Here is a 20677-nt window from a genome sequence, read left to right on the forward strand (position 1 = left end):
ACCGGGACCAACATCCGTGGCACGCAGGATCACACTCAAGGACAACCTCCAGGAAAGCCGCCTGTTCCTGCGTCGCACCCTGGCCGCCATCCTGGTCGTCTTCCTGCTGCTGCTGGTCCTGCTGGGCCGGCTGGCCTATCTGCAGATCGTCTCCCACGAGCATTTCCGTACCCTGTCCGAGGACAACCGGGTCCGCATCGAGCCTGTGCCTCCCACCCGTGGACTGATCTTCGACCGCAACGGCGTGCTGCTGGCCGTGAACCTGCCTTCCTACCGGCTGGACATCGTCCCCGAACAGGTCGATGACCTGGATACCACCCTGGACCGGCTGGGCGAGCTGATCGAGATCCGGGCGCAGGACCTCGAGCGTTTCCACCGCCTGCGCCAGCGCATGCACCGTTTCGAGGGCGTGCCGCTGCGGCTGCATCTCAACGACCAGGAAGTGGCCCGTTTCGCCATCAATCGGCATCGCTTCCAGGGCGTGGACATCCAGGCCGGCCTGACCCGCCACTATCCCCTGCGCAGCCAGGCCGCTCACGCCGTCGGCTATGTCGGTCGCATCAACGAAAACGACCTGCAGGTACTGGACGAGAAGAACTACCGCGGCACCACCCATACCGGCAAGACCGGCATCGAGAAGACCTACGAGGACGTCCTGCACGGCACGGTCGGCTACCAGCAGCTGGAAACCAATGCCCAGGGCCGCACCCTGCGGGTACTCGAACGTCAGTCCCCGCTCCCCGGCAGCGACCTCTATCTCACCCTCGACGCCCGACTGCAGGCCGCCGCCGAGGCCGCCTTCGGCGAATTCAACGGCTCGGCGGTGGCCATAAACCCGCGCGACGGCTCGGTGCTGGCGCTGGTCAGCCTGCCGGGCTTCGACCCCAACCCCTTCGTCAAGGGCATCGAATACGACCGCTACCAGGCGCTGCAGCGCAACCCCGATCAGCCCCTGTTCAACCGCGCCCTGCGCGGCCAGTATCCGCCCGGCTCCACGCTCAAGCCCTTCGTCGGTCTGGCCGGGCTGGAACTGGGCGTGATCCGTCCGGACAGCCATGTCTTCTGCCCCGGCTTCTATACCCTGCCCGGCAAGGAACGCCTGTATCGCGACTGGAAACGCAGCGGCCATGGCCACATGGACCTGCACGACTCCATCGTGCAGTCCTGCGATGTCTATTTCTACGACCTGGCCCGCTCGCTGGGCATCGATCGCATGCACGACTTTCTCGCACAGTTCGGGTTCGGCGAACGCACCGGCATCGATATCGTCGGCGAACTGCCCGGGCTGCTGCCCTCCAGCGAATGGAAGCGCCGGGCCAGAAACGAACCCTGGTTTCCGGGCGAGACCCTGATCAGCGGCATCGGCCAGGGCTTCAACCTGACCACCCCGGTGCAGCTGGCCGCCGCCACCGCGGCACTCGCCACCTATGGCGACTTCTATCAGCCGCACCTGGTCAAGGCGCTGCACGCACCCGGCAGTCCCGGCCTGCAGCCGGTATTCCAGCCCCAGGCCCAGCGCATCCCGCACTCGGACATCCGCAACTGGGACGAGGTCATCCAGGGCATGATCGATGTGGTGCACGGGCCGCGCGGCACGGCCCGCGCCATCGGAGAGGGGCTGGGTTACCGCATCGGCGGCAAGACCGGCACGGCACAGGTATTCAGCATGCCGCAGGAGGAGGACTACGAATACGATCCCGAGGAGATCGCCTTCCGCCTGCGCGACCACGCCCTGTTCATCGCCTTTGCCCCGGTCGACAATCCGCGCATCGCGGTGGCGGTCGTGGTGGAGAACGGCGGTTCCGGCAGCGGCGTGGCCGCGCCGATCGCGCGCAAGATCCTGGACCGCTATTTCGCGGACCATCCTCTGGAACAGGCATCCACGGACAATGACGGACAACCATGAAGACACGCGGACCGCAAAGGCGAACAAGGAATATACTTATCCATTCATCCCTTTGCGCACCGTCTGCGCCGTTGCGGTTAAAATGTTTTTGAGCTGAAGGGACGAACGCAACCCACATGGAAATCAACCCCGGCTCCGGCACCCGACGCACCCTGATGCAGCGCCTGCACCTGGACGGCATGCTGTTGCTGGGCCTGCTCGGCCTGTGCATGCTGGGCCTGGTGGTGCTCTACAGCGCTTCGGGCCAGAGCGATGCCGTACTCCAGCGCCAACTCATCCGTCTCGGCCTGGCCTTCGTGGTCATGTTCGTGGTGGCGCAGATCCCGCCCTCGCTGCTGCACCGCTGGACGCCCTGGCTGTTCGGCGCCGGCATCGGCCTGCTGGTGGCGGTACTGGTGATCGGGGATGTCGGCAAGGGCGCCCAACGCTGGCTTGATCTGGGCGTGATCCGCTTTCAGCCCTCGGAGGTGATGAAACTGCTGGTGCCGATGATGATCGCCTGGTTCCTGGCCGATGCCCGGCTGCCGCCCGACGCCAAACGGCTGCTGGGTGCCGGACTGCTGATCATCATTCCCACCGTGTTGGTCGCCCGCCAGCCGGATCTGGGCACCTCGCTGCTGATCGCCAGCGCCGGCTTCTTCGTCCTGTTCCTGGCCGGACTGTCCTGGCGGCTGCTGGCCGGCCTGGGCGTGCTGGCCGGCGCCCTGCTGCCGGTGCTGTGGTACTTCATGCACGACTACCAGCGCCAGCGGGTGATCACCTTCCTCAATCCGGAGCAGGACCCGCTGGGCGCGGGCTATCACATCATCCAGTCCAAGATCGCCATCGGCTCGGGCGGCCTGTACGGCAAGGGCTGGCTCAACGGCACCCAGTCGCACCTGGAGTTCCTGCCCGAGCGCTCGACCGACTTCATCTTCGCCGTGCTGGCCGAGGAATTCGGCCTGGTCGGAGTGCTGCTGCTGCTCGGGATCTACGCCTTCATCCTGCTGCGCGGCCTGTATCTGGCCACCCGCGCCCAGGACACCTTCACCCGCCTGCTCGGCGGCAGCCTGTCGCTGACCTTCTTCGTCTACCTGATCGTCAACACCGGCATGGTCACCGGCCTGCTGCCGGTGGTCGGGCTACCGCTGCCCCTGGTCAGCTATGGCGGCACCTCGATGGTGACCCTGCTGGCCGGATTCGGTATGCTGATGTCCATACACACCCACCGCAGATTGCTGCAGAGTTAACCGCCCATGCGCCAGTCCCTGATTCTCGCCCTGCTCGCCCTGCTCTCTGGCCCGGCCGGCGCCGCATCCTATGCCGATCACCCACAGGCCGACGCCTTCGTGCAGGAACTGGTCGCCGCCGGCTTCGAGGCCGACGAGGTACGCGGCTGGCTGCGCGCGGCGGAGAAGAAGCAGAGCATCCTGGACGCGATTTCGCGGCCGGCCGAGGCCAAGCCCTGGTTCGAGTACCGCCCCATCTTCGTCAATCGCGAACGCATCGAACTCGGCGCCATCTACTGGGATGAGCACGAGACCATCCTGGACCGGGTCGAGCAGGAACTCGGCGTCGACCCCCACGTGATCGTCGCCATCGTCGGCGTCGAGACCCGCTACGGCCGACACGCCGGCCGCTACCGGGTGCTGGATGCGCTGGCCACCCTGGGCTTTGACTACCCGCCCCGGGCCGACTTCTTCCGCAGGGAACTGCATCAGTTCTTCCTGCTCAGCCGCGAGGAAGGCATCGACATGGCCGATGCCCTGGGTTCCTACGCCGGCGCCATGGGCCATGGCCAGTTCATCCCCAGCAGCTACCGCCACTATGCGGTGGACTTCGACCAGGACGGCCAGCGCAACCTGTGGCACAGCCCCGAGGACATCCTCGGCAGCGTGGGCAATTACCTGCAGGTACACGGCTGGGAACACAGCGCGCCGGTGGCCATACCGGCCCGGGTCGAGGGCAAGGCACATGAGCAGCTGCTGGAAGCCGGGATCAAGCCGAGCGTCCGCGCCGACGAACTGAGCCGATACGGGGTCAGCCCCCAGGCGGCCATCGCCCCGGATGCCGAGGTGGGCCTGATCGCGCTCGAGACCGCCACCGGCCAGGAGTACTGGGTAATATTCAACAATTTCTATGTCATCACCCGTTACAACCGCAGCCCGCTCTACGCCATGGCGGTACACCAGCTTTCGCGCGCCATCGCCGAGCGGCGCGAACAGGGACGGGTGCAGGAATAGCAAGCAGGATGGGTGAAGGCGCGCAGCGCCGTAACCCATCAACGACCGCCGGACAATGATGGGTTGCGCTGCGCTTCACCCATCTACGCAATTCAGGCCAGTCACACCGGGACCGATAACGGGATGCTGCACATGAGGAAACACACCATGTCCGTCACACGCCCTCTTCTCTATGGCCTGATCGCCCTGCTGCTGAGCGCCTGCGGCGGCGGGGCCTATGTCGACCGCGACGGCGCGCCCGGCCGCGATGTGGATGTGGCCTCCATCCCCGACGCCGTCCCGCGACATGAGCCCCGCAGCCGCTACGGCAACCCCAGTTCCTACGAGGTCTTCGGCAAGCGCTATTACGTCATGGACTCGAGCCATGGCTATGCCGAGCGCGGCATCGCCTCCTGGTACGGCACCAAGTTCCACGGCCGACGCACCTCCAGCGGCGAGCCCTACGACATGTACGCCATGACCGCCGCCCACAAGAGCCTGCCGCTGCCCACCTACGCCCGCGTGACCAACCTGCGCAACGGCCGCTCCATCGTGGTCAAGATCAACGATCGCGGCCCCTTCCACGAGGGCCGCATCATCGACCTGTCCTATGTGGCAGCGAAGAAACTCGATATCGTCGCCACCGGTACGGCCCCGGTCGAGGTCGTGGCCCTGAATCCGGGCCAGTCCGAACCGCAGCTGCGCAGCGCCAGCGCCGCCCCCCGGCCGGCAGTGATGCCGGCCCGCGATGGCAACCCCGATCTGTACCTGCAGGTGGGCGCCTTCAGTTCCCGCCACAATGCCGAACGGCTGAGCCACCGGCTGCAGGACATCGACCTGCCCGGGATCGAGATCCAGCAGGGCTACAGCGACCAGCGCCCGGTGTTCCGCGTGCGCATCGGCCCGCTCGCCAGCATCGAGGATGCCGACCGCATGGCCGAATCCCTGACCCGTTTCGGCATCCAGCGCCCCCACGTCGTGGTAGACTAGGGGCTCTCGCGACGTCGTCGCGACCGCCCCGTTATCAATGTCTGACCGGAACCGAAACGCCAAGCAATGATGAAATCCTTTCTGCACTTCGCCCACAGCTTCCTGACCCTCCTGCTCCTGCTGTCCTTCCAGACTGCCGCCGCCGCCCCCATGCCGGTGCCCAAGGCCCCCGAAGTGGGTGCCGAATCCTACCTGCTGATCGATCATCACAGCGGTCAGGTACTGGCGGAGAAGAACAGTCACAACCCGGTGGAGCCGGCCAGCATCACCAAGATGATGGCCGTCTATGTGGTGTTCAAGGAATTACAGAAGGGGGCCCTGAGCCTCGAGGATCAGGTCAGGGTCAGCGAGCGCGCCTGGCGCATGCCCGGCTCGCGCATGTTCATCGAGGTGGGCAACCGGGTCAGCGTCGAGGACCTGCTCAAGGGCGTGATCGTCCAGAGCGGCAACGACGCCACCGTGGCGCTGGCCGAGCATATCGCCGGCAGCGAGGACACCTTCGCCGAATACATGAACAAATACGCCGCGGACCTGGGCCTGGAGAACAGCCACTTCACCAACAGTACCGGCCTGCCGGACCCGGAGCATTACATGTCCGCGGCCGATATCGCCAGGGTGGCCCGCGCCCTGATCCAGGAGTTTCCCGAGCACTACCAGTGGTACTCGCAGAAAAGTTTCACCTACAACGACATTACCCAGCACAACCGCAACAAGCTGCTGTGGCGCGACGCCTCGGTCGACGGCATCAAGACCGGCCACACCGAGGCGGCCGGCTACTGCCTGGTCACTTCCGCCCAGCGCGAGGACATGCGCCTGATCTCGGTGGTGCTCGGCACCGGCAGCGAGGAGGCGCGCGCCGACGCCAGCCAGGCCCTGCTCAACTACGGTTTCCGCTTCTTCGAGACGCACAAGCTCTACGATGCCGGCGCCAAGCTGGTCGACGCCCGGGTGTGGAAGGGTGCCAGCGAAGTCCTGCCGCTCGGCGTGGAGACCCCGCTGTATCTGACCATTCCGCGCGGCCGCTATGAAGACCTGCAGGCCAATGTGCAGCGGGCCCCGCGCATCATCGCACCGGTCGCCGCCGGTGAACGCCAGGGCAGCCTGGTTATCAACCTGGATGGCAATGCACTGACCGAGGTGCCGCTGGTGGCGCTGGAATCCGTGGCCGAAGGCTCCTTCTGGCAGCGCACGGTGGATGAGGTGTGGTTGTATTTCGAGTGAGGCATTGCGTAGGCCGGATTGGCCAAAGGCATAACCCGACCTACATCACTCACTAATCCGTCATTCCGGCCTGCGCCGGGTTGACGGACTAAGGCAAAGACTCCTCGTTCCTCACTGGACTTTTACATGCCCACCGTCTTCCTCAACGGCGAATTCCTCCCCCACGACCAGGCCCGCGTCTCCGTCATGGACCGCGGCTTTCTGTTCGGCGACGGCGTCTACGAAGTCATCCCGGCCTATGGCGGGCACCTGTTCCGGTTGCAGCCGCACCTGCAGCGCCTGGACAACAGTCTGCAGGCAGTACGCATCCCCAACCCCTACACCGAGCCGCAGTGGCAGGGCATCCTGGAGGAGCTGGTAGGAGAAAACGCGGGAACAGACCAGTCCGTGTACCTGCAGGTCACACGCGGCGTGATGGAGCGGCGGGATCATGCCTTCCCGGCGGATCTCAAGCCGACCGTGTTCGCCATGAGCAACCCGATCCCTGAACCGGATCCGGCACTGGCCGAACACGGGATCACCGCGATCAGCCTGGACGACATCCGCTGGCAGTCCTGCCACATCAAGGCCATCACCCTGTTGCCCAACGTGCTGCTGCGCCAGCAGGCGGTGGAGGCCGGTGCGGCCGAGGCCATTCTGCTCCGTGACGGCGAGGCCACCGAGGGCGCGGCCAGCAATCTGTTCATCGTCCGCGACGGGCTGTTGATCACGCCGCCCAAGGGCCCGCTGCTGCTGCCCGGCATCACCCGCGACCTGGTCATCGAACTGGCCGCCCGCCACGGCATACCCTACCGTGAGGGCGCCATCAGCGAGGCAGAGCTGCGCGGCGCCGACGAGGTCTGGCTGACCAGTTCGACCAAGGAGATCATGCCGGTCACCACATTGGACGGCGTGCCGGTCGGCGACGGCCGCCCCGGCCCGCTGTACCGGCAGATGCACGGGATCTACCGGGAATACAAGCAGGCGGTGCGGGAAGGCCGGGCCGGCTGAAACCAGCCTGACATTACACAGCAGTCAGGATTATTGGCCACAACATCGAAGACGCCGTCATCCCCGCGCAGGCGGGGATCCAGAAACCGCGGCGGTATATGGATTACTCGCTGCGCTCGCCCTACGTACCCATAGAGCATAAAGGCCGCCGTGCCGGCGTTCAACGCGCTTCGCGCTTTTGTCCCGCTTGCGTGGGAATGACGGGCAGCGCAGGCCGGGATAAGCGCAGCGTTCCCGGCAACCCGCGCCGGGCCCGCTCACGCCGCCCGGCGATAGGCCAGCCGGTACAGCGCCGGCAGCACCACCAGGGTCAGCAGGGTCGAGGAGATGATGCCGCCGACCACCACCGTGGCCAGGGGCCGCTGCACCTCGGCGCCGATACCGACATTGAGCGCCATGGGCACGAAGCCCAGGCTCGCCACCAGCGCGGTCATCAGCACCGGCCGCAGCCGGCGCCGGGCGCCGTCGCGGATCGCCTGTTCCAGCGCCACGCCCTGGCGGCGCAGGTCGCGGATGAAGGCCAGCATCACCACGCCGTTGAGCACGGCCACGCCGGACAGGGCGATGAAGCCGACCGCGGCGGAGATCGACAGCGGCAGGTCGCGCAGGGCCAGCGCGGCCACGCCGCCGGTCAGCGCCAGCGGCACCCCGCTGAACACCAGGGCCGCGTCCCGGGCCGAGTTGAAGGCCATGAACAGCAGCCCGAAGATGATCAGCAGGGTCGCCGGCACCACCAGTGACAGGCGCTGCGTGGCCGAAATCAGCTGCTCGAAGGTACCGCCGTAATCCAGCCAGTAGCCGGACGGCAGCGCCACCTGATCCCGCACCGCCGCCTGCACGTCCTCGACGAAACTGCCCAGGTCGCGGCCGCGCACATTGGCGGTGACGAACACCCGCCGCTTGGCGTTCTCGCGGCTGATCTGGTTGGGGCCGGTGACGTATTCGATCGTCGCCAGTTCGCCCAGCGGTACGGCCTCGGGCGCGGCGGCGGCGACCCCGGTGACATCGGCATCACCGACCACCTCCGGATCGCGCTCCGCGGGCAGGCGCACCGGCAGCCGTTCCAGGGTGTTGGGGTCGGTGCGCAGGGCCTCCGGCAGCCGCACCACCAGGTCGAAGCGCCGGTCGCCCTCGAAGATCTGCCCGGCGGTGCCGCCGCCCATGGCGATGCGCAGGGTGTCCTGCACGTCGGCCACGTCCATCCCGTAATAGGCCAGGCGTTCGCGGTCCGGAGTGACGGTCAGCACCGGCAGGCCGGTGACCTGCTCGGTGCGCACATCGGCCGCGCCGGGCACGCCGGCCACCACCCCCTCGATGCGGTGCGCCAACTCGACCAGGGTGTCCAGGTCGTCGCCGTAGACCTTCACCGCCAGGTCGGCGCGCACGCCCGAGATGAGCTCGTTGAAGCGCATCTCGATGGGCTGGGTGAATTCGTACTTGTTGCCCGGCAGCTCGCTCAGCACCCGTTCCATCTCGGCCACCAGGTCGGCCTTGGGGCGACGCGGGTCCGGCCACTGCGCGCGCGGCTTCAGGATGATGAAGGTGTCGGCAACATTCGGGGGCATGGGGTCGGTGGCCACCTCCGGCGTGCCGATCTTGGAGAACACCCGCTCGACCTCCGCGAAACGCCTCACCCGCGCCTCCACCTCCTGCTGCATGCCGATGGACTGCTGCAGGCCGGTGCCGGTCACGCGCAGGGCGTGGGTGGCGATGTCGCCCTCGTCCAGCTGCGGCACGAACTCCGCCCCCATGCGGGTGAACTGCAGCCCGGCCAGCAGCACCAGGGCGACGGCGGCCACCACCACCGGCAGGCGGTGACGCAGGGCCAGGTCCAGCACCGGGACGTAGACGCGACCCAGGCCGCGCATCAGGCGGTTCTCGCCCTCGGCAATGCGCCCGCGCACAAACAGCGCCACGGCGGCCGGCACGAAGGTCAGCGACAGGATCAGGGCCGCACTCAGGGCCATGACCACGGTCAGCGCCATGGGGTGGAACATCTTGCCCTCCACCCCGCCGAGGGCGAAGATCGGGACATACACGATGAGAATGATGGTCACCCCGAACACGCTGGGCCGGATCACCTCCACCGTCGCCTCGCGCACGACGCGCAGGCGTTCCTTCAGCCCCGGCAGGCTGCCGTGCATGCGCTGGTAGGCCGACAGGTGGGCCAGGCAGTTCTCCACGATGATCACCGCGCCGTCCACGATCAGGCCGAAGTCCAGCGCGCCCAGGCTCATCAGGTTGCCTGAGACCCCGGACTCCACCATGCCGGTGATGGTCATCAGCATGGCCAGCGGGATGACCGCCGCCGTGACCAGGGCTGCGCGCCAGTTGCCCAGCAGCAGGAACAGCACCGCGATCACCAGCAGCGCGCCCTCGGCCAGGTTCTTGCGGACCGTGGCGATGGTCTTGTCCACCAGCTCGGTGCGGTTGTAGACCGTATTGAGTTCGACGCCTTCGGGCAGGGAGGGCCGGATCTGGTCCAGCCGCGCGGCCGCCGCCTGCGCCACCTCGCGGCTGTTCTCGCCCTTGAGCATGAAGGCCGTCCCCAGCACGATCTCCTCGCCGTCGCCGGTGGCCGCGCCGGTGCGCAGCGGCTGGCCCAGCCGGACCTCGGCGAGCGCTTCCAGATGAATCGGCACGCCCTGGCGCTTGGCCACGGTGATGCCGCGGATATCCTCCATGTCGGTGAGCAGGCCGGGGGAGCGGATCAGGTACTGCGCGCCGTGACGCTCGATGTAGCCGGCGCCGGCATTGCGGTTGTTGCGCGCCAGGGCGGCCATGACATCCTGCAGGGTCAGATCATGGGCCAGCAACCGGTCCGGGTCGGGCAGCACATGGAACTGCTTGGTATAGCCGCCGATGGTGTTGACCTCGACCACGCCCTTTGTCAGCCGCAACTGCGGGCGCACGATCCAGTCCTGGTAGGTGCGCAGATCCATGGGTGTATGGTCGTAACCCGGCTGATTGGCGATGGTGTACATCAGGATCTCGCCCAGGCCGGTGGCGATGGGTCCCATGGCCGGTTCCAGCCCGACCGGCAGCTTGGACTTGACCTCGGCCAGGCGCTCGCCGATGAGCTGGCGCGCCCAGTAGATGTCGGTGCCCTCCTCGAACACCACCGTGACCTGCGACAGGCCGTAGCGCGACAGCGAACGGGTATAGTCGAGCTGCGGCAGCCCGGCCATGGCGGTCTCCACCACGAAGGTGATGCGCTGCTCGGTCTCCAGCGGGGTGTAACCCGGCGCCTCGGTGTTGATCTGCACCTGGACGTTGGTGATGTCCGGCACCGCGTCGATGGGCAGTTGCTGATAGTTGCGGATCCCGAGCGCGGCCAGCGCCGTGACCACGATCAGGACCAGCCAGCGCTGGCGTAGGGAAAGCGCAACGATATGATTCAGCATCATTCCCTCCTAGTGGGCGTGCGCCGCGCCGGACTTCTCGATGTCCGCCTTGACCAGGTAACTGTTGCCGGTCACGTACGCCGTGCCCGGCGCCAGCCCGTCGAGCACCTCGACCCAGCCGCCGCCGCGCCGGCCCAGTTCGAGCATGCGCACCTCGTAGGTCTCGCCGACGCGGGCATAGACGACGTCGAACTCACGGAAGCGCTGCAGCGCCGATTCCCGCACCGCCAGCGCCGCCTCGGTCTCATCGACGGTGACCGCGCCGCGCACGAACTGGCCCGGGCGGAAACGGCCCTGCGGATTGGGCAGCACCACCCGGGCGACCACGCTCTGGCTGGCGTGGGCGGCCAGCGGCGATACCCAGTCGATCACCCCGTCGGCGTTGGCGCCGTCCAGGGTCTCGACCCGCACCGGCTGCCCCGGCCGGACCCGGCCGAGCGCGCGGCCGAACAGATCCAGCTCGACCCACACCTGCGACACATCGGCGATGACGAACAGCGGCGTCTCGCCGGTGTTCTCCCCCGGCTGGGCATCGCGCCGGAGCACGACCCCGGCGATCGGCGCCCGCACTGCGTAGGTCTGCAGGCTTTCATGGCTGCGGATGCGGGCCAGCACCTGGCCCTCCTCCACCGCTGCACCCAGCCCGACCTCGATCGACTCCAGCTGACCGGCATAGCGCGGCCGCACCCGCGCCAGGCGGTCGGGGTCGGTGCGCACCCGGCCGGTGACGGCCAGCCGTTCGGCGAGGGTCTGCGGGCCGGCCGTCTCCGTGACGATGCCCATCTCCTGCGCCAGTTCGGCGGGGATGCGGGTACGGCCCTCATGGCTGGAGTACTGCCAGTGATGCTGTTCACCGGCAATGACGGCATTCACCTCCACGTCGAAGGAATGCGGCTCGCCGACGCTCTCGCGACTGCGCAGGTAATCATCCTGCGGCATGAAACTGTAATACTCGATCTCTCCCCCCAGCCGGGTGAGCCATACCTCGACCTGCATGTCCTCCGGGGCCACGGGTTTTCCCGCATGCCGGGCATACACGTGAAACCGCGGCGGCACGCCCTGTTCGAACACACTCAGTTCGAGCCGGGTGTCGCCGGCGTGCAGCAGCCGGCCGCCGTGCGGGCCGGTTTCGGGCTCGGCAGCGTGCCCCTCGCCCCCCTCGGTATGGCCGTGCCCATGATCGGCCTCGCCGGCGGCATGCGCCGGCTCGTGCCGGGTCAGCCAGACGGCGGCGGTGGCCGTCAGCGCCACAATGGCAATGATCAGAATCAGGTTTCGCATCAGGGTTGTACTCCAGCGTCAGGCCCGACGCCGATCAGACGGTCGAGCTCAACGCGTGACAGGTGATAGTCGGTCGCGGCGGCGAGCGCCTCGCGCCGCAGTTCCAGCAGGGTGCGGCGGGCCTGGGTCAGATCCAGCAGCGAGTAGCGCCCCCGGGCATAGCCGCGGCTGTAGTCATCCAGTACCCGCTCGGCGGCGGGGATGATCTCGCCGCGCAGCCGCAGGGTCCGCTCCCGCGCCTGCCGCAGTTGCCGGTGGATGGCATAGAGGGCGGCATGCAGTTCCAGCCGCTGCTGCTCCCGCTGCCAGGGTGTGAGCAGGGCCAGGTTGTCGGCCTCGGCCCGGTAGGGCTCGGCGCGCGAACGGCTGCCCAGCGGGATGCGGGCCGAGAACAGCAGTGCCGCCTCATCGCCCTCGCCCAGGTAGCGCAGCCCGCCGCCGAGCTCGACGTCGGGGGTCGCCCGCGCCGCGGCCAGCCGCTGGCGGGCCTCGGCCAGCCGCGCCCGGGTGGCGAAGCGGGCCAGGTCGGGGTTGCGCTCCAGCTGCGCGGCATAGTGGTCGAAGGGCTCGACCCCGGGCAGCCGGAACAGATCGGCCTCGGCGCGGTTGAAATCCGGCGTGGTGGCCGCCCAGTGAACGGCCAGCCCGAGCCGGGCGCTGTCCAGCTCGCTGTGCGCCTGCGCCAACGCCAGTTCGGTGCGATCCACGGCGATGTCGGCCCGCGCCAGGTCGGCGTCGGGACTGCGCCCGGCCTCTACCCGACGACGCACCGATTCCCGGTTGGCGCGCACCAGCTCCAGTTCGTCCCGCGCCAGCCCGACCTGCTGCTGCAGCCCGACCACGCGGACGAACTGCCGCGCCGCCGCAGCCAGCACGTCCAGACGGCGGGCATCCTGCTCGGTGCGCAGCTGCCCGAGCCGGGAGCGTGCCAGCTCGGCCCGATGACCGGGCTTGCCGCCTGTCTCCAGCACCCGCGACAGGCTCAGGGTGGCCTCCGGCGTGTCCATCCCCTCGAAGGGGCCGGTGCCCAGGATGTTCTCCAGTTCCAGGCCCAGTCGGTAGGGCGTGCCCTGCCCGGCCTGGCGGACCCGGGCGCCGGCGGCGCGCGCCTCGGTGTCGAACTGCTGCAGCTGCGGGTTGCGGGCCAGCACCCGGCCGACCACCTGCTCCAGCCGCAACCCGGCATCGGCCTGTGTCGCCGCGACCGGCGTCATGGCGACCAGCAGGCAGGCGCCCAGCAGTGGCGCAACAATGGCATTTTTCATGGATATGACTCCGTCTGTCCGGCTCGTTCGAGCCGACGCGCCGGGCAGCGGACACGAATGCCCGCGCCGGCTCACGCGACCAGGGTTATAACGGGAACGGAATCAGGAACGCGGCGGTGCGCGCAGGGGGGGCAGCAATGCAGCCGGATGGGCGTGTGGCGGCGTGACCGAACGGGCCGGGGCATGATCCGGCCGCGTCAGGGACAACGGCAGCAGCAGGAGCAGCACCAGCAGCAGAGCCGCTGCCGGCTCCAGCGGATCGGTGAGCTTCTTGACCAGGGTGTCCCCGCCCATGTCGACCACGTGGCGATGTTCGCCCACATGGTCGGGATCCAGGGCGAAATGGGCATGCACCCCGTGCTCCGCGGCCGCATGCCCGTCCGCCGGCGCGTGATACACATGCAGATGGGCCGGCAGCAGCGACAGACACAGGAAGGCCGCGATCATGCACAGGATGATCAGCGGGTGTCTGCGTGCCATGTGTCGCCAGTAGTGCATAGCGGTTTCAGCCTACCGGCCGCGGGCCCTGGAAACAAGGGGAAAGGCAGGCAGTCGCCATAGGACAGCGGCGCACCCCGCCCCCGGCCATGCACGGATTGCCGGAAACGCTGCGCGTATCCCGGCTTGCACAACCATCCGTCATTCCCGCGAAGGCAGGAATCCACGGCTCGGAGAACTCACAAACATGGATCCCCGCCTTCGCGGGGATGACGCGGCTGAAGTAAGCGAGGTCACGAATTTCTCCGGGCTTTCGGAGTCGGAAGCCTTCCGAACCGGGTCTGAAAACCCGCGCGGTTTCGCGATATACTTCCAAGCATGGATTCCGACGACGAAACCCTGCTGGAATTCCCCTGCGATTTCCCCATCAAGGCCATGGGCGCCTGGACCGAGGAGTTCGAGGGTCTGGTGGTCAGCCTGGTGCGGCGCCACGTGCCGGACCTCGGCGAGGGCGCGGTGCGCACCCAGGCCTCGGCCAAGGGCAACTACCTTTCCGTAACCGTCACGGTGCGCGCCACCAGCAAGGACCAGCTCGATGCCATCTATCGCGAACTGACCGCGGCCGATGAAATCGTGATGGTCTTATGACCTCAGTGGACAAGCTGATCGTGCGCGACCTGGGCCTGCGCGACTATGAACCGGTCTGGCGGGCAATGCAGGACTTCACCGCCAACCGCGGCCCCGACACACCCGACGAGCTCTGGCTGGTCCAGCACCCGCCGGTGTTCACCCTGGGCCAGGCGGCGAAGCCGGAGCATCTGCTCGCCCCCGGCGACATCCCAGTGGTGCAGATCGACCGCGGCGGTCAGGTGACCTACCACGGCCCGGGCCAGCTGGTGGCCTACCTGCTGGCAGACATCCGCCGCCGCGGGCTCGGCGTGCAGGCCCTGGTGCGCAAGCTGGAACAGGCCATCATCGAGGTGCTGGCGGGTTACGGCATCGAGGCCTGGGCCGATCGCGAGGCCCCCGGGGTCTATGTCGAGGCCGGCAAGATCGCCGCCCTGGGCCTGCGCATCAAGCGCGGCGGCAGTTATCACGGCCTGGCCTTCAACATCGACATGGACCTGGAACCCTTCTCCCGCATCAACCCCTGCGGCCACCCCGGCATGGCCGTTACTCAGTTGAAAAACCTTGGGATTTCCCATGATATCCACAGGGTGGCGGCGGACCTGGTCTCGCAAATCACCCGTGAAATGGGCTACACTGGGGCCTCCTCCGATTGAGCAACACCCCGCCCCGCCGCGGGAATCGGCAATTTTTCTCCCCGTACATCAGGTAGTCAGCAGATGAACGAGACCCCGATCAAGCGCCAGCGCGGCGCCGACAAGACCGCCCGCATCCCGATCAAGATCGAGCCGACCGAGAAGCCGCTGCGCAAGCCCAAATGGATCCGCGCCAAATCCCCGGCCGGCCCCGAGGTGCAGCGGCTCAAGCAGGTGTTGCGCGACAACCGCCTCTACACCGTGTGCGAGGAGGCCTCCTGCCCCAACCTGGGCGAGTGCTTCGGCCACGGCACGGCGACCTTCATGATCATGGGCGACATCTGCACCCGGCGCTGCCCCTTCTGCGACGTCTCCCACGGCCGGCCCGATCCGCTGGATACCGAGGAGCCGCTCAACCTGGCCCGCACCATCAAGGCCATGGGCCTGAACTATGTGGTCATCACCTCGGTCGACCGCGACGACCTGCGCGACGGCGGCGCCGGCCACTTCGTCGCCTGCATCGGGGCGGTGCGCGAGCACAACCCGCAGACCACGGTCGAGGTGCTGGTGCCCGACTTCCGCGGCCGCATGGACCGGGCGCTGGACATCTTCACCCAGGCACCGCCGGACGTGTTCAACCACAACCTGGAGACGGTGCCGCGCCTGTACAAGAAGGCCCGTCCCGGTGCCGACTACCAGTGGTCGCTGGATCTGCTGCAGAAGTTCAAGGCCACCCATCCGCAGGTGCCGACCAAGTCCGGGCTGATGCTGGGCCTGGGCGAGGCATTCGACGAGGTGGTCGAGGTGATGCGCGACCTGCGCGCCCACGACTGCGACATGCTGACCCTGGGCCAGTACCTGCAACCCAGCCTGCACCACCTGCCGGTGGATCGCTTCGTCACTCCCGAGGAGTTCGACCGCCTGGGTGAAGTGGCGCGTGAGTTGGGCTTCAAGCAGGTCGCCAGCGGCCCGATGGTGCGCTCCTCCTATCACGCCGATCAGCAGGCAGCGGGCACCTTCAGCAGTTAAAGCCCGCCTGACCCGAATGGCACTTACTTCAAATGACCGGTGCAAACCGGGTTAAGCAAGCGCCATTCCTGTCTGACCCCGGTGTCTGTCCCTGTCCGGCGGGCATGGAATCATCTCTGTGCCCCACACCCGCCGCGCATCACAGGGATTTCCCGCTGCCGTGGCACAATTGTGCGACGACCGTTGCATTTCGTGATATTTGTCATACTCATGCAACACCTGACAGGGATATATTCCAGTTCCATACATTAATCATTGGAGCAGGAAGCCATGGAGCACCGCTTTGGTCGCCGGCACGACGTTCAACTCACCACCCGGATCCATCTCGACCAATCCCGCCCTCTGGTCGCGCTTACCCGCAACATCAGCCGTCATGGCCTCAACCTGCCCCTGACGCATCCCGACCTTGAGCCCCACCGCATGGTCGAGGTGACAATCTCCGATCCCGGCGAGGAACATCACTGGCGGACCCGCGCGCTGGTCATTCACAGTTCGGAGCGGAAAGGGACCGGCCTGGTGCTGGCGAAGGACCTGCCGGAGGACTTCTATCGCGATGTGACCGGTTTCGGGCGCAGGCTGCAGGGATAGACGTCCCGATACAGTCAGGAACGAAAACAATAAACGGGACAGGACAAGGCGCCCTGAATCCCGCAGAGAACAGGAATGGAACAGCGACCCGAAAACCGCACAGAGAAAAGAATCCTCAGGACCATGAATGTCGTCCTGCACAAGGGCGGCAACGGACTGCTCGGCGGCAGAATCCGCAATATCAGCGGCAACGGCATCTACATCGAACTGACGCCGGAACAACGGATGAAACCCGGCGACACCGTCAGGCTGGCCTTCAAGACCCACTTCGGTCTGCACATCGTGCCATCCCGCGTGGTGCGCGTGGATGACAGCGGCAGTGCCATGGCCTTCACCCGCAGGGACGAGCGGCTGACGGCGGCACTGGCACGGATGTCGCGGGAGGAGCCCGGTTCAACGCTGGCATAGATCCGGCACCGCCTCTTGCCCGCCGCACCGCCTTGCCGCTCCAGGCAGGCGGATGGACCGGTACTGCAAACGTATGCCGGGGTGAGATCCGGCCACGACGCCAGCCATGAGTACACCTCATCCATGCTGAACCGGGTTCATCCGCGATCCGGACCTACCTCAGCAGAAACCCGGCCGCCTCTTCTGCGCCATCGGCGAGGGGGGCAGACGGACGGGGGCAACGCAGCATCTGCTCCACTCGCGCAGCCAGATCCCCTGTCTCCACCTGTTGCTGCTCCACCCGCGCAATAATGCCATGCCGCTCCAGCCAGCCGGCGAGATACGGCTCCTCCGGCCAGTCGGCGCGCGGGATATACAGCATGGGGGTTGTGTTGACCGCGCATTCGGTCACGCTGCCGTAACCGATCTTGCCCAGCAGGGCGTCGCAGCTGGTGAGGATATCCGTGAACGGCATCTGCAGCGACTCGATGGCATGGCAATCGGGACGCTCCACCCGCCAGTCCTCCCGGACCAGCCAGTGCAGGCCCGGGGTTCGCGGCCACCGCTCCATAGGCAACCGGCCCTGCACCCCACCGAGCGCGATCAGCACCAGGCGGTCGTCGGGGGCAAGGCCCAGCCTGGCATCGATTGTCGCGCGGCGGTTCGCGCCCGTGCGCGCCAATGGCCCGATGGTCCGCAGGTTAACCAGATCGGGCATGGGCATGTGCGGTTCCGGTGCCAGAAACACCCGGGCACTGTTGTAGGCCGCGAGCAGCCGTTCCCGGACCTGCCCCGCCTCGGGCCGGTCATGGAAATAGTGGCTGTGGATATCGGCCCAGTTGAGCGAGCACAGGGCCACGGCCGGCACCCCGGTGCGCTGCGCCGCAGCCAGCGGCAGGTAGGGCACATCGGCCAGCAGCAGATCGGGCCGCAGGGCATCCAGAAAGGCGGTTTCGGCCTCGAGCAGCGAATCCCACATCCGCGCCTGCGCGGCATAGGCCTCGGCACTGGCCGGCAGATCGATCTCCAGGGCCGAGCTCATCTTCAGCCCGAAGTCGGTGGCACGCATATGGTAGTGGAAGGGATGATCCAGGCGGCTGCGCAGGAAGGCCTCGGGTACCGTGGTGGCGATGTGCAGCTCGAGGTCCGGGCGACGCGCACACAGGGCCTCGAGCACGACCAGCGCCTGAGCGGCATGGCCGTAGCCGTGGGGTGTGATGGCAGTCAGCAGACGCATGGGCAAGGGATGGTTTCAGTCCTGCTCCGGCGGCACCAGTTCGTAGCGCTCCATCAGGTAGCACAGGCAGTCCTGACGCACGATGCGCTCATCCAGGGTGAACATGGAGGGCATGACCGGGCGCCGCAGCCGCAGCCGGTCATCTTCAATGTAGAAGTACGCGTCCCATACATTGCGGCCGCGCTCGTCACGCGCTTCCAGCAGTTCCCCGCCGACGCCGTTCACCCGCGCCAGCTCGGTGCCCGTGGACAGTTCACGGAAGTTCAGATGATCGATATCGGGCAGGAAGTCCAGGGCCGCACCCGGGCGACCGAACCCGAAGTCGATCCCGTCCGGCACCTTGACCGTGACCACGGTATGGAACAGATCGATGTCATGCGGGGCCACCGGATGCACCGGAATCTCCGAAAGGTGCAGCGCCGCCTCGATGAACTCCATGGCATGGTCCACGCCATGGGCCTGGCCCGGACGTCCGCATTCCACTGTCACCGACGGGCACAGGGGCGCGAAGGCCAGCGAGGCCACGCCGCGCGGACGGGTGAAGTAGACCAGGGTGCGCGAGAACAGGGTCGCCAGGTGGAAATAGCGGTGATCGATGCGGTTGACGCAGGCGTAATGCGGATTCAGGCCGGTATTGTTGTGCACGTCGATGGCCGCGAATACCCTGCGCGCCTCCATCTGCTGCACCACCTCGCGCAGCATGGCCTGCTCGGCGCATTCCGGCTGCTCGCTGCCGGGCCAGACCCGATTGTAGTCGGGCTGACCGTCCAACCGCCGACGACCCTGAGCGGCGGCAGCAACATTGCCGAAGAAGATCGACAGGCCCCGCGGCAGTTCCCGACCCTGATACTTGTTCAGCAGCTTGCGCACGGCATAGAAGCCCGTGTCTTCGTTGCCGTGCAGCAGCACTGAGACGAACAGGGGCGCTTCCTGCCGCCCCGGCAGGTGCAGCAGGGTGGGACCGCCGAACAGCGCCTCCAACTCGGTGGCCTCGGCGCTCAACAAACCATCGGGTATCCGTTCGCTGATATTGAGCATGTCGGTTCAGATATCCCACTCATGCACCGGCGTATCGGTGCGCTGACGCTCCAGGCAGGCCTCGGTCAGCCCCTGCCAGTCACGACCGTGCCGGGCCACCCAGGCCCGCTGCCAGGCGGCGCCGTTGCAGCCGTTGCGCAGGCGCTGCCTGATGATCCCGGTGTAGTGCTCGATGTCATCGCCATCCAGTTCCAACCGCTCCAGCCCACGGCGTGCCAGCGGCAGCAGTTTGTCGACCAGCAGGGCCTGCATGCGTACCCGCTTCCCGTCGAACCAGGTGACCTGGGCCTCCAGGCCGTGGCGCGCGGCGGCGTAGAAATTGTCACGTGCAGTGGCAAAGGGCAGCCGCCATTCCAACACCTCGTCACGCTCGCCCAATTCGAAGATCAGGCCGTAGAAGAAAGCGGCATTGGCGATGCCGTCGGCCAGGGTCGGGCCGGCCGGGATCACCCGGTGTTCGATGCGCAGGTGCGGGGTGCCGTCGTCGTCGAAGCCGATCAGCGGCCGGTTCCAGCGCCAGATGGTCCCGTTGTGCAGGCGCAGGTGAGCCAGCTGCTCCGGCGGCACATCGTATTCGATCGGCAGCAGCACCGGAAAGTGGTCGCAGTTCTCCTGGAAGGTCTCGAACAGCGAGCCGTGCACATAGCCGGTGCCGAAGCTGACCCGGTGCACCGGGCCGTGAGAGGCGGCGGCGTGGCCGCCGACCTCGACCGACTGCTCGAACACCGGGATGCGGGTCTCGTCCCACAGGTCGCGCCCGAACAGGTAGGGCGAGTTGGCGGACACGGCGACCAGCGGCGCCGACAGCATCTGCGCCAGGTTGTAGTAGCGGGCGGCACGGTCGAGATTGACCTTCAGGTGCAACTGGAAGGAGGTCGAGGCGGATTCCAGCATCACGTCCCGGTGTTCGGTGCGCAGGGTCTCGTTGCCGCGGATGTCCAGCCGCAGCGGCCGGCCCTGGCGCTGCAGCAGCACCTGTTCGTTCAGCGCCCGGTAGCGTTTCATCTCCGACATGTTGGCCATGACCAGATGCCGGTCCTCCAGCGTGGGCAGAATACCGGTCATCAGCAGCCGGGCATCGAAGTCCTCGGCCACGTGGTAGCAGTGCTCCCAGGTGCGGCGCAGGTCGGCATGCAGCTTCGACAGGGCCGTGCCGGTCAACGACTGGGGATGCACGTTGAGTTCGATATTGAAGCGGGCCAGTTCGGGCACGGCCATGGGGTCGTTGAGGGTTCGTAGATACTCGGTGTTGATGGGCGCCGGCTGCGCCTCGCGGTCGATCAGCCAGGCTTCCAGTTCCAGCCCGATCACCCGGTCGCGGGTGGAGAAGGCCCCGTCGCGGAACCACTCCGCCAGGCGCAGGGTCTCGTTGCGCACGCGCTCCCGGAAGCTGTCGAAATCGGCGCTGCTGAAATGGTACTGCTGGATCTCCTGGCCCAT

General features: G+C 67.1%; 18 protein-coding genes. 11 read left to right on the forward strand and 7 right to left on the reverse strand.

All coding sequences use genetic code 11. The annotated features are described in order from the left end of the window. The first annotated feature begins 16 nt into the window (after nucleotides 1-16). The 6 genes from mrdA (at nucleotide 17) to CFK21_RS13965 (ending at nucleotide 7308) form a co-directional block, all read left to right on the forward strand. Nucleotides 17-1906, forward strand: a complete 1890-nt coding sequence (gene mrdA, locus CFK21_RS13940; RefSeq protein ID WP_096367220.1) for a penicillin-binding protein 2 — start codon at nucleotides 17-19, stop codon at nucleotides 1904-1906. A gap of 116 nt (nucleotides 1907-2022) precedes the next feature. Further along, nucleotides 2023-3135: a rod shape-determining protein RodA gene (rodA, locus tag CFK21_RS13945; protein ID WP_096367221.1), complete on the forward strand. Its 1113-nt coding sequence runs from the start codon at nucleotides 2023-2025 to the stop codon at nucleotides 3133-3135. Between the two features lie 6 nt (nucleotides 3136-3141). Beyond that, nucleotides 3142-4128, forward strand: a complete 987-nt coding sequence (gene mltB / locus CFK21_RS13950) for a lytic murein transglycosylase B (RefSeq protein WP_096367222.1) — start codon at nucleotides 3142-3144, stop codon at nucleotides 4126-4128. Nucleotides 4129-4275: 147 nt separating this feature from the next. Then, nucleotides 4276-5097 (forward strand): septal ring lytic transglycosylase RlpA family protein, encoded by an 822-nt coding sequence (locus CFK21_RS13955; protein WP_096367223.1) that lies wholly within the window; start codon nucleotides 4276-4278, stop codon nucleotides 5095-5097. A gap of 66 nt (nucleotides 5098-5163) precedes the next feature. Further along, nucleotides 5164-6318 (forward strand): D-alanyl-D-alanine carboxypeptidase family protein, encoded by a 1155-nt coding sequence (locus CFK21_RS13960; RefSeq protein ID WP_096367224.1) that lies wholly within the window; start codon nucleotides 5164-5166, stop codon nucleotides 6316-6318. A 126-nt stretch (nucleotides 6319-6444) separates the two neighbouring features. Then, a complete protein-coding gene (locus CFK21_RS13965) occupies nucleotides 6445-7308 on the forward strand; it encodes a D-amino acid aminotransferase (protein ID WP_096367225.1) in 864 nt (287 codons plus the stop codon). Between the two features lie 257 nt (nucleotides 7309-7565). Here CFK21_RS13965 and CFK21_RS13970 read toward each other — a convergent pair whose 3' ends face one another. The 4 genes from CFK21_RS13970 to CFK21_RS13985 form a co-directional block, all read right to left on the reverse strand. After that, nucleotides 7566-10712, reverse strand: a complete 3147-nt coding sequence (locus CFK21_RS13970; protein WP_096367633.1) for an efflux RND transporter permease subunit — start codon at nucleotides 10710-10712, stop codon at nucleotides 7566-7568. Nucleotides 10713-10721: 9 nt separating this feature from the next. Continuing rightward, nucleotides 10722-11993 carry an efflux RND transporter periplasmic adaptor subunit gene (locus tag CFK21_RS13975; RefSeq protein WP_096367226.1) on the reverse strand — a complete coding sequence of 424 codons (1272 nt, stop codon included), beginning with the start codon at nucleotides 11991-11993 and terminating at the stop codon, nucleotides 10722-10724. Further along, nucleotides 11993-13258, reverse strand: a complete 1266-nt coding sequence (locus CFK21_RS13980) for a TolC family protein (RefSeq protein ID WP_096367227.1) — start codon at nucleotides 13256-13258, stop codon at nucleotides 11993-11995. The genes CFK21_RS13975 and CFK21_RS13980 overlap by 1 nt, the downstream gene beginning before the upstream one ends. A gap of 102 nt (nucleotides 13259-13360) precedes the next feature. Continuing rightward, nucleotides 13361-13738 carry a hypothetical protein gene (locus CFK21_RS13985; RefSeq protein WP_157745702.1) on the reverse strand — a complete coding sequence of 126 codons (378 nt, stop codon included), beginning with the start codon at nucleotides 13736-13738 and terminating at the stop codon, nucleotides 13361-13363. 336 nt (nucleotides 13739-14074) lie between these two features. Between CFK21_RS13985 and CFK21_RS13990 the strand changes: the two genes are divergently transcribed. From CFK21_RS13990 to CFK21_RS14005, 5 genes are all read left to right on the forward strand, one after another. Beyond that, on the forward strand, nucleotides 14075-14344 hold the full coding sequence (locus tag CFK21_RS13990; RefSeq protein ID WP_096367229.1) for a YbeD family protein: 270 nt from the start codon (nucleotides 14075-14077) through the stop codon (nucleotides 14342-14344). Continuing rightward, nucleotides 14341-14979: a lipoyl(octanoyl) transferase LipB gene (gene lipB / locus CFK21_RS13995; RefSeq protein WP_096367230.1), complete on the forward strand. Its 639-nt coding sequence runs from the start codon at nucleotides 14341-14343 to the stop codon at nucleotides 14977-14979. The genes CFK21_RS13990 and lipB overlap by 4 nt, the downstream gene beginning before the upstream one ends. 63 nt (nucleotides 14980-15042) lie before the next feature. Continuing rightward, nucleotides 15043-15987: a lipoyl synthase gene (gene lipA / locus CFK21_RS14000; RefSeq protein ID WP_096367231.1), complete on the forward strand. Its 945-nt coding sequence runs from the start codon at nucleotides 15043-15045 to the stop codon at nucleotides 15985-15987. A 270-nt stretch (nucleotides 15988-16257) separates the two neighbouring features. After that, nucleotides 16258-16575 carry a PilZ domain-containing protein gene (locus CFK21_RS15335; RefSeq protein ID WP_157745704.1) on the forward strand — a complete coding sequence of 106 codons (318 nt, stop codon included), beginning with the start codon at nucleotides 16258-16260 and terminating at the stop codon, nucleotides 16573-16575. A gap of 123 nt (nucleotides 16576-16698) precedes the next feature. Beyond that, entirely contained in the window at nucleotides 16699-16983 is a 285-nt protein-coding gene (locus CFK21_RS14005) for a PilZ domain-containing protein (RefSeq protein WP_157745706.1), read from the forward strand. A gap of 154 nt (nucleotides 16984-17137) precedes the next feature. On the opposite strand, the gene CFK21_RS14010 is transcribed toward CFK21_RS14005, so the two are convergent. From CFK21_RS14010 to CFK21_RS14020, 3 genes are read right to left on the reverse strand one after another with little or no spacing between them, the layout of a single operon-like run. Then, nucleotides 17138-18199, reverse strand: a complete 1062-nt coding sequence (locus CFK21_RS14010) for a hypothetical protein (RefSeq protein WP_096367233.1) — start codon at nucleotides 18197-18199, stop codon at nucleotides 17138-17140. A 15-nt stretch (nucleotides 18200-18214) separates the two neighbouring features. Further along, nucleotides 18215-19237, reverse strand: a complete 1023-nt coding sequence (locus tag CFK21_RS14015; RefSeq protein WP_096367234.1) for a M14 family metallopeptidase — start codon at nucleotides 19235-19237, stop codon at nucleotides 18215-18217. A 6-nt stretch (nucleotides 19238-19243) separates the two neighbouring features. After that, a complete protein-coding gene (locus CFK21_RS14020) occupies nucleotides 19244-20677 on the reverse strand; it encodes a glutamate-cysteine ligase family protein (RefSeq protein WP_096367235.1) in 1434 nt (477 codons plus the stop codon).

It is taken from the genome of Thiohalobacter thiocyanaticus (assembly GCF_002356355.1).
GTDB classification, from domain to species: Bacteria; Pseudomonadota; Gammaproteobacteria; order Thiohalobacterales; family Thiohalobacteraceae; genus Thiohalobacter; species Thiohalobacter thiocyanaticus_A.

Bases quoted from the DNA above. Each gene is read 5' to 3' on its own strand.
- rodA (WP_096367221.1), top strand. From the start codon at position 2,023: ATGGAAATCAACCCCGGCTCCGGCACCCGACGCACCCTGATGCAGCGC.
- mltB (WP_096367222.1), top strand. From the start codon at position 3,142: ATGCGCCAGTCCCTGATTCTCGCCCTGCTCGCCCTGCTCTCTGGCCCG.
- CFK21_RS13955 (WP_096367223.1), top strand. From the start codon at position 4,276: ATGTCCGTCACACGCCCTCTTCTCTATGGCCTGATCGCCCTGCTGCTG.
- CFK21_RS13960 (WP_096367224.1), top strand. From the start codon at position 5,164: ATGATGAAATCCTTTCTGCACTTCGCCCACAGCTTCCTGACCCTCCTG.
- CFK21_RS13965 (WP_096367225.1), top strand. From the start codon at position 6,445: ATGCCCACCGTCTTCCTCAACGGCGAATTCCTCCCCCACGACCAGGCC.
- CFK21_RS13970 (WP_096367633.1), bottom strand. From the start codon at position 10,712: ATGCTGAATCATATCGTTGCGCTTTCCCTACGCCAGCGCTGGCTGGTC.
- CFK21_RS13975 (WP_096367226.1), bottom strand. From the start codon at position 11,993: ATGCGAAACCTGATTCTGATCATTGCCATTGTGGCGCTGACGGCCACC.
- CFK21_RS13980 (WP_096367227.1), bottom strand. From the start codon at position 13,258: ATGAAAAATGCCATTGTTGCGCCACTGCTGGGCGCCTGCCTGCTGGTC.
- CFK21_RS13985 (WP_157745702.1), bottom strand. From the start codon at position 13,738: ATGGCACGCAGACACCCGCTGATCATCCTGTGCATGATCGCGGCCTTC.
- CFK21_RS13990 (WP_096367229.1), top strand. From the start codon at position 14,075: ATGGATTCCGACGACGAAACCCTGCTGGAATTCCCCTGCGATTTCCCC.
- lipB (WP_096367230.1), top strand. From the start codon at position 14,341: ATGACCTCAGTGGACAAGCTGATCGTGCGCGACCTGGGCCTGCGCGAC.
- lipA (WP_096367231.1), top strand. From the start codon at position 15,043: ATGAACGAGACCCCGATCAAGCGCCAGCGCGGCGCCGACAAGACCGCC.
- CFK21_RS15335 (WP_157745704.1), top strand. From the start codon at position 16,258: ATGGAGCACCGCTTTGGTCGCCGGCACGACGTTCAACTCACCACCCGG.
- CFK21_RS14005 (WP_157745706.1), top strand. From the start codon at position 16,699: ATGAATGTCGTCCTGCACAAGGGCGGCAACGGACTGCTCGGCGGCAGA.
- CFK21_RS14010 (WP_096367233.1), bottom strand. From the start codon at position 18,199: ATGCGTCTGCTGACTGCCATCACACCCCACGGCTACGGCCATGCCGCT.
- CFK21_RS14015 (WP_096367234.1), bottom strand. From the start codon at position 19,237: ATGCTCAATATCAGCGAACGGATACCCGATGGTTTGTTGAGCGCCGAG.
- CFK21_RS14020 (WP_096367235.1), bottom strand. From the start codon at position 20,677: ATGGGCCAGGAGATCCAGCAGTACCATTTCAGCAGCGCCGATTTCGAC.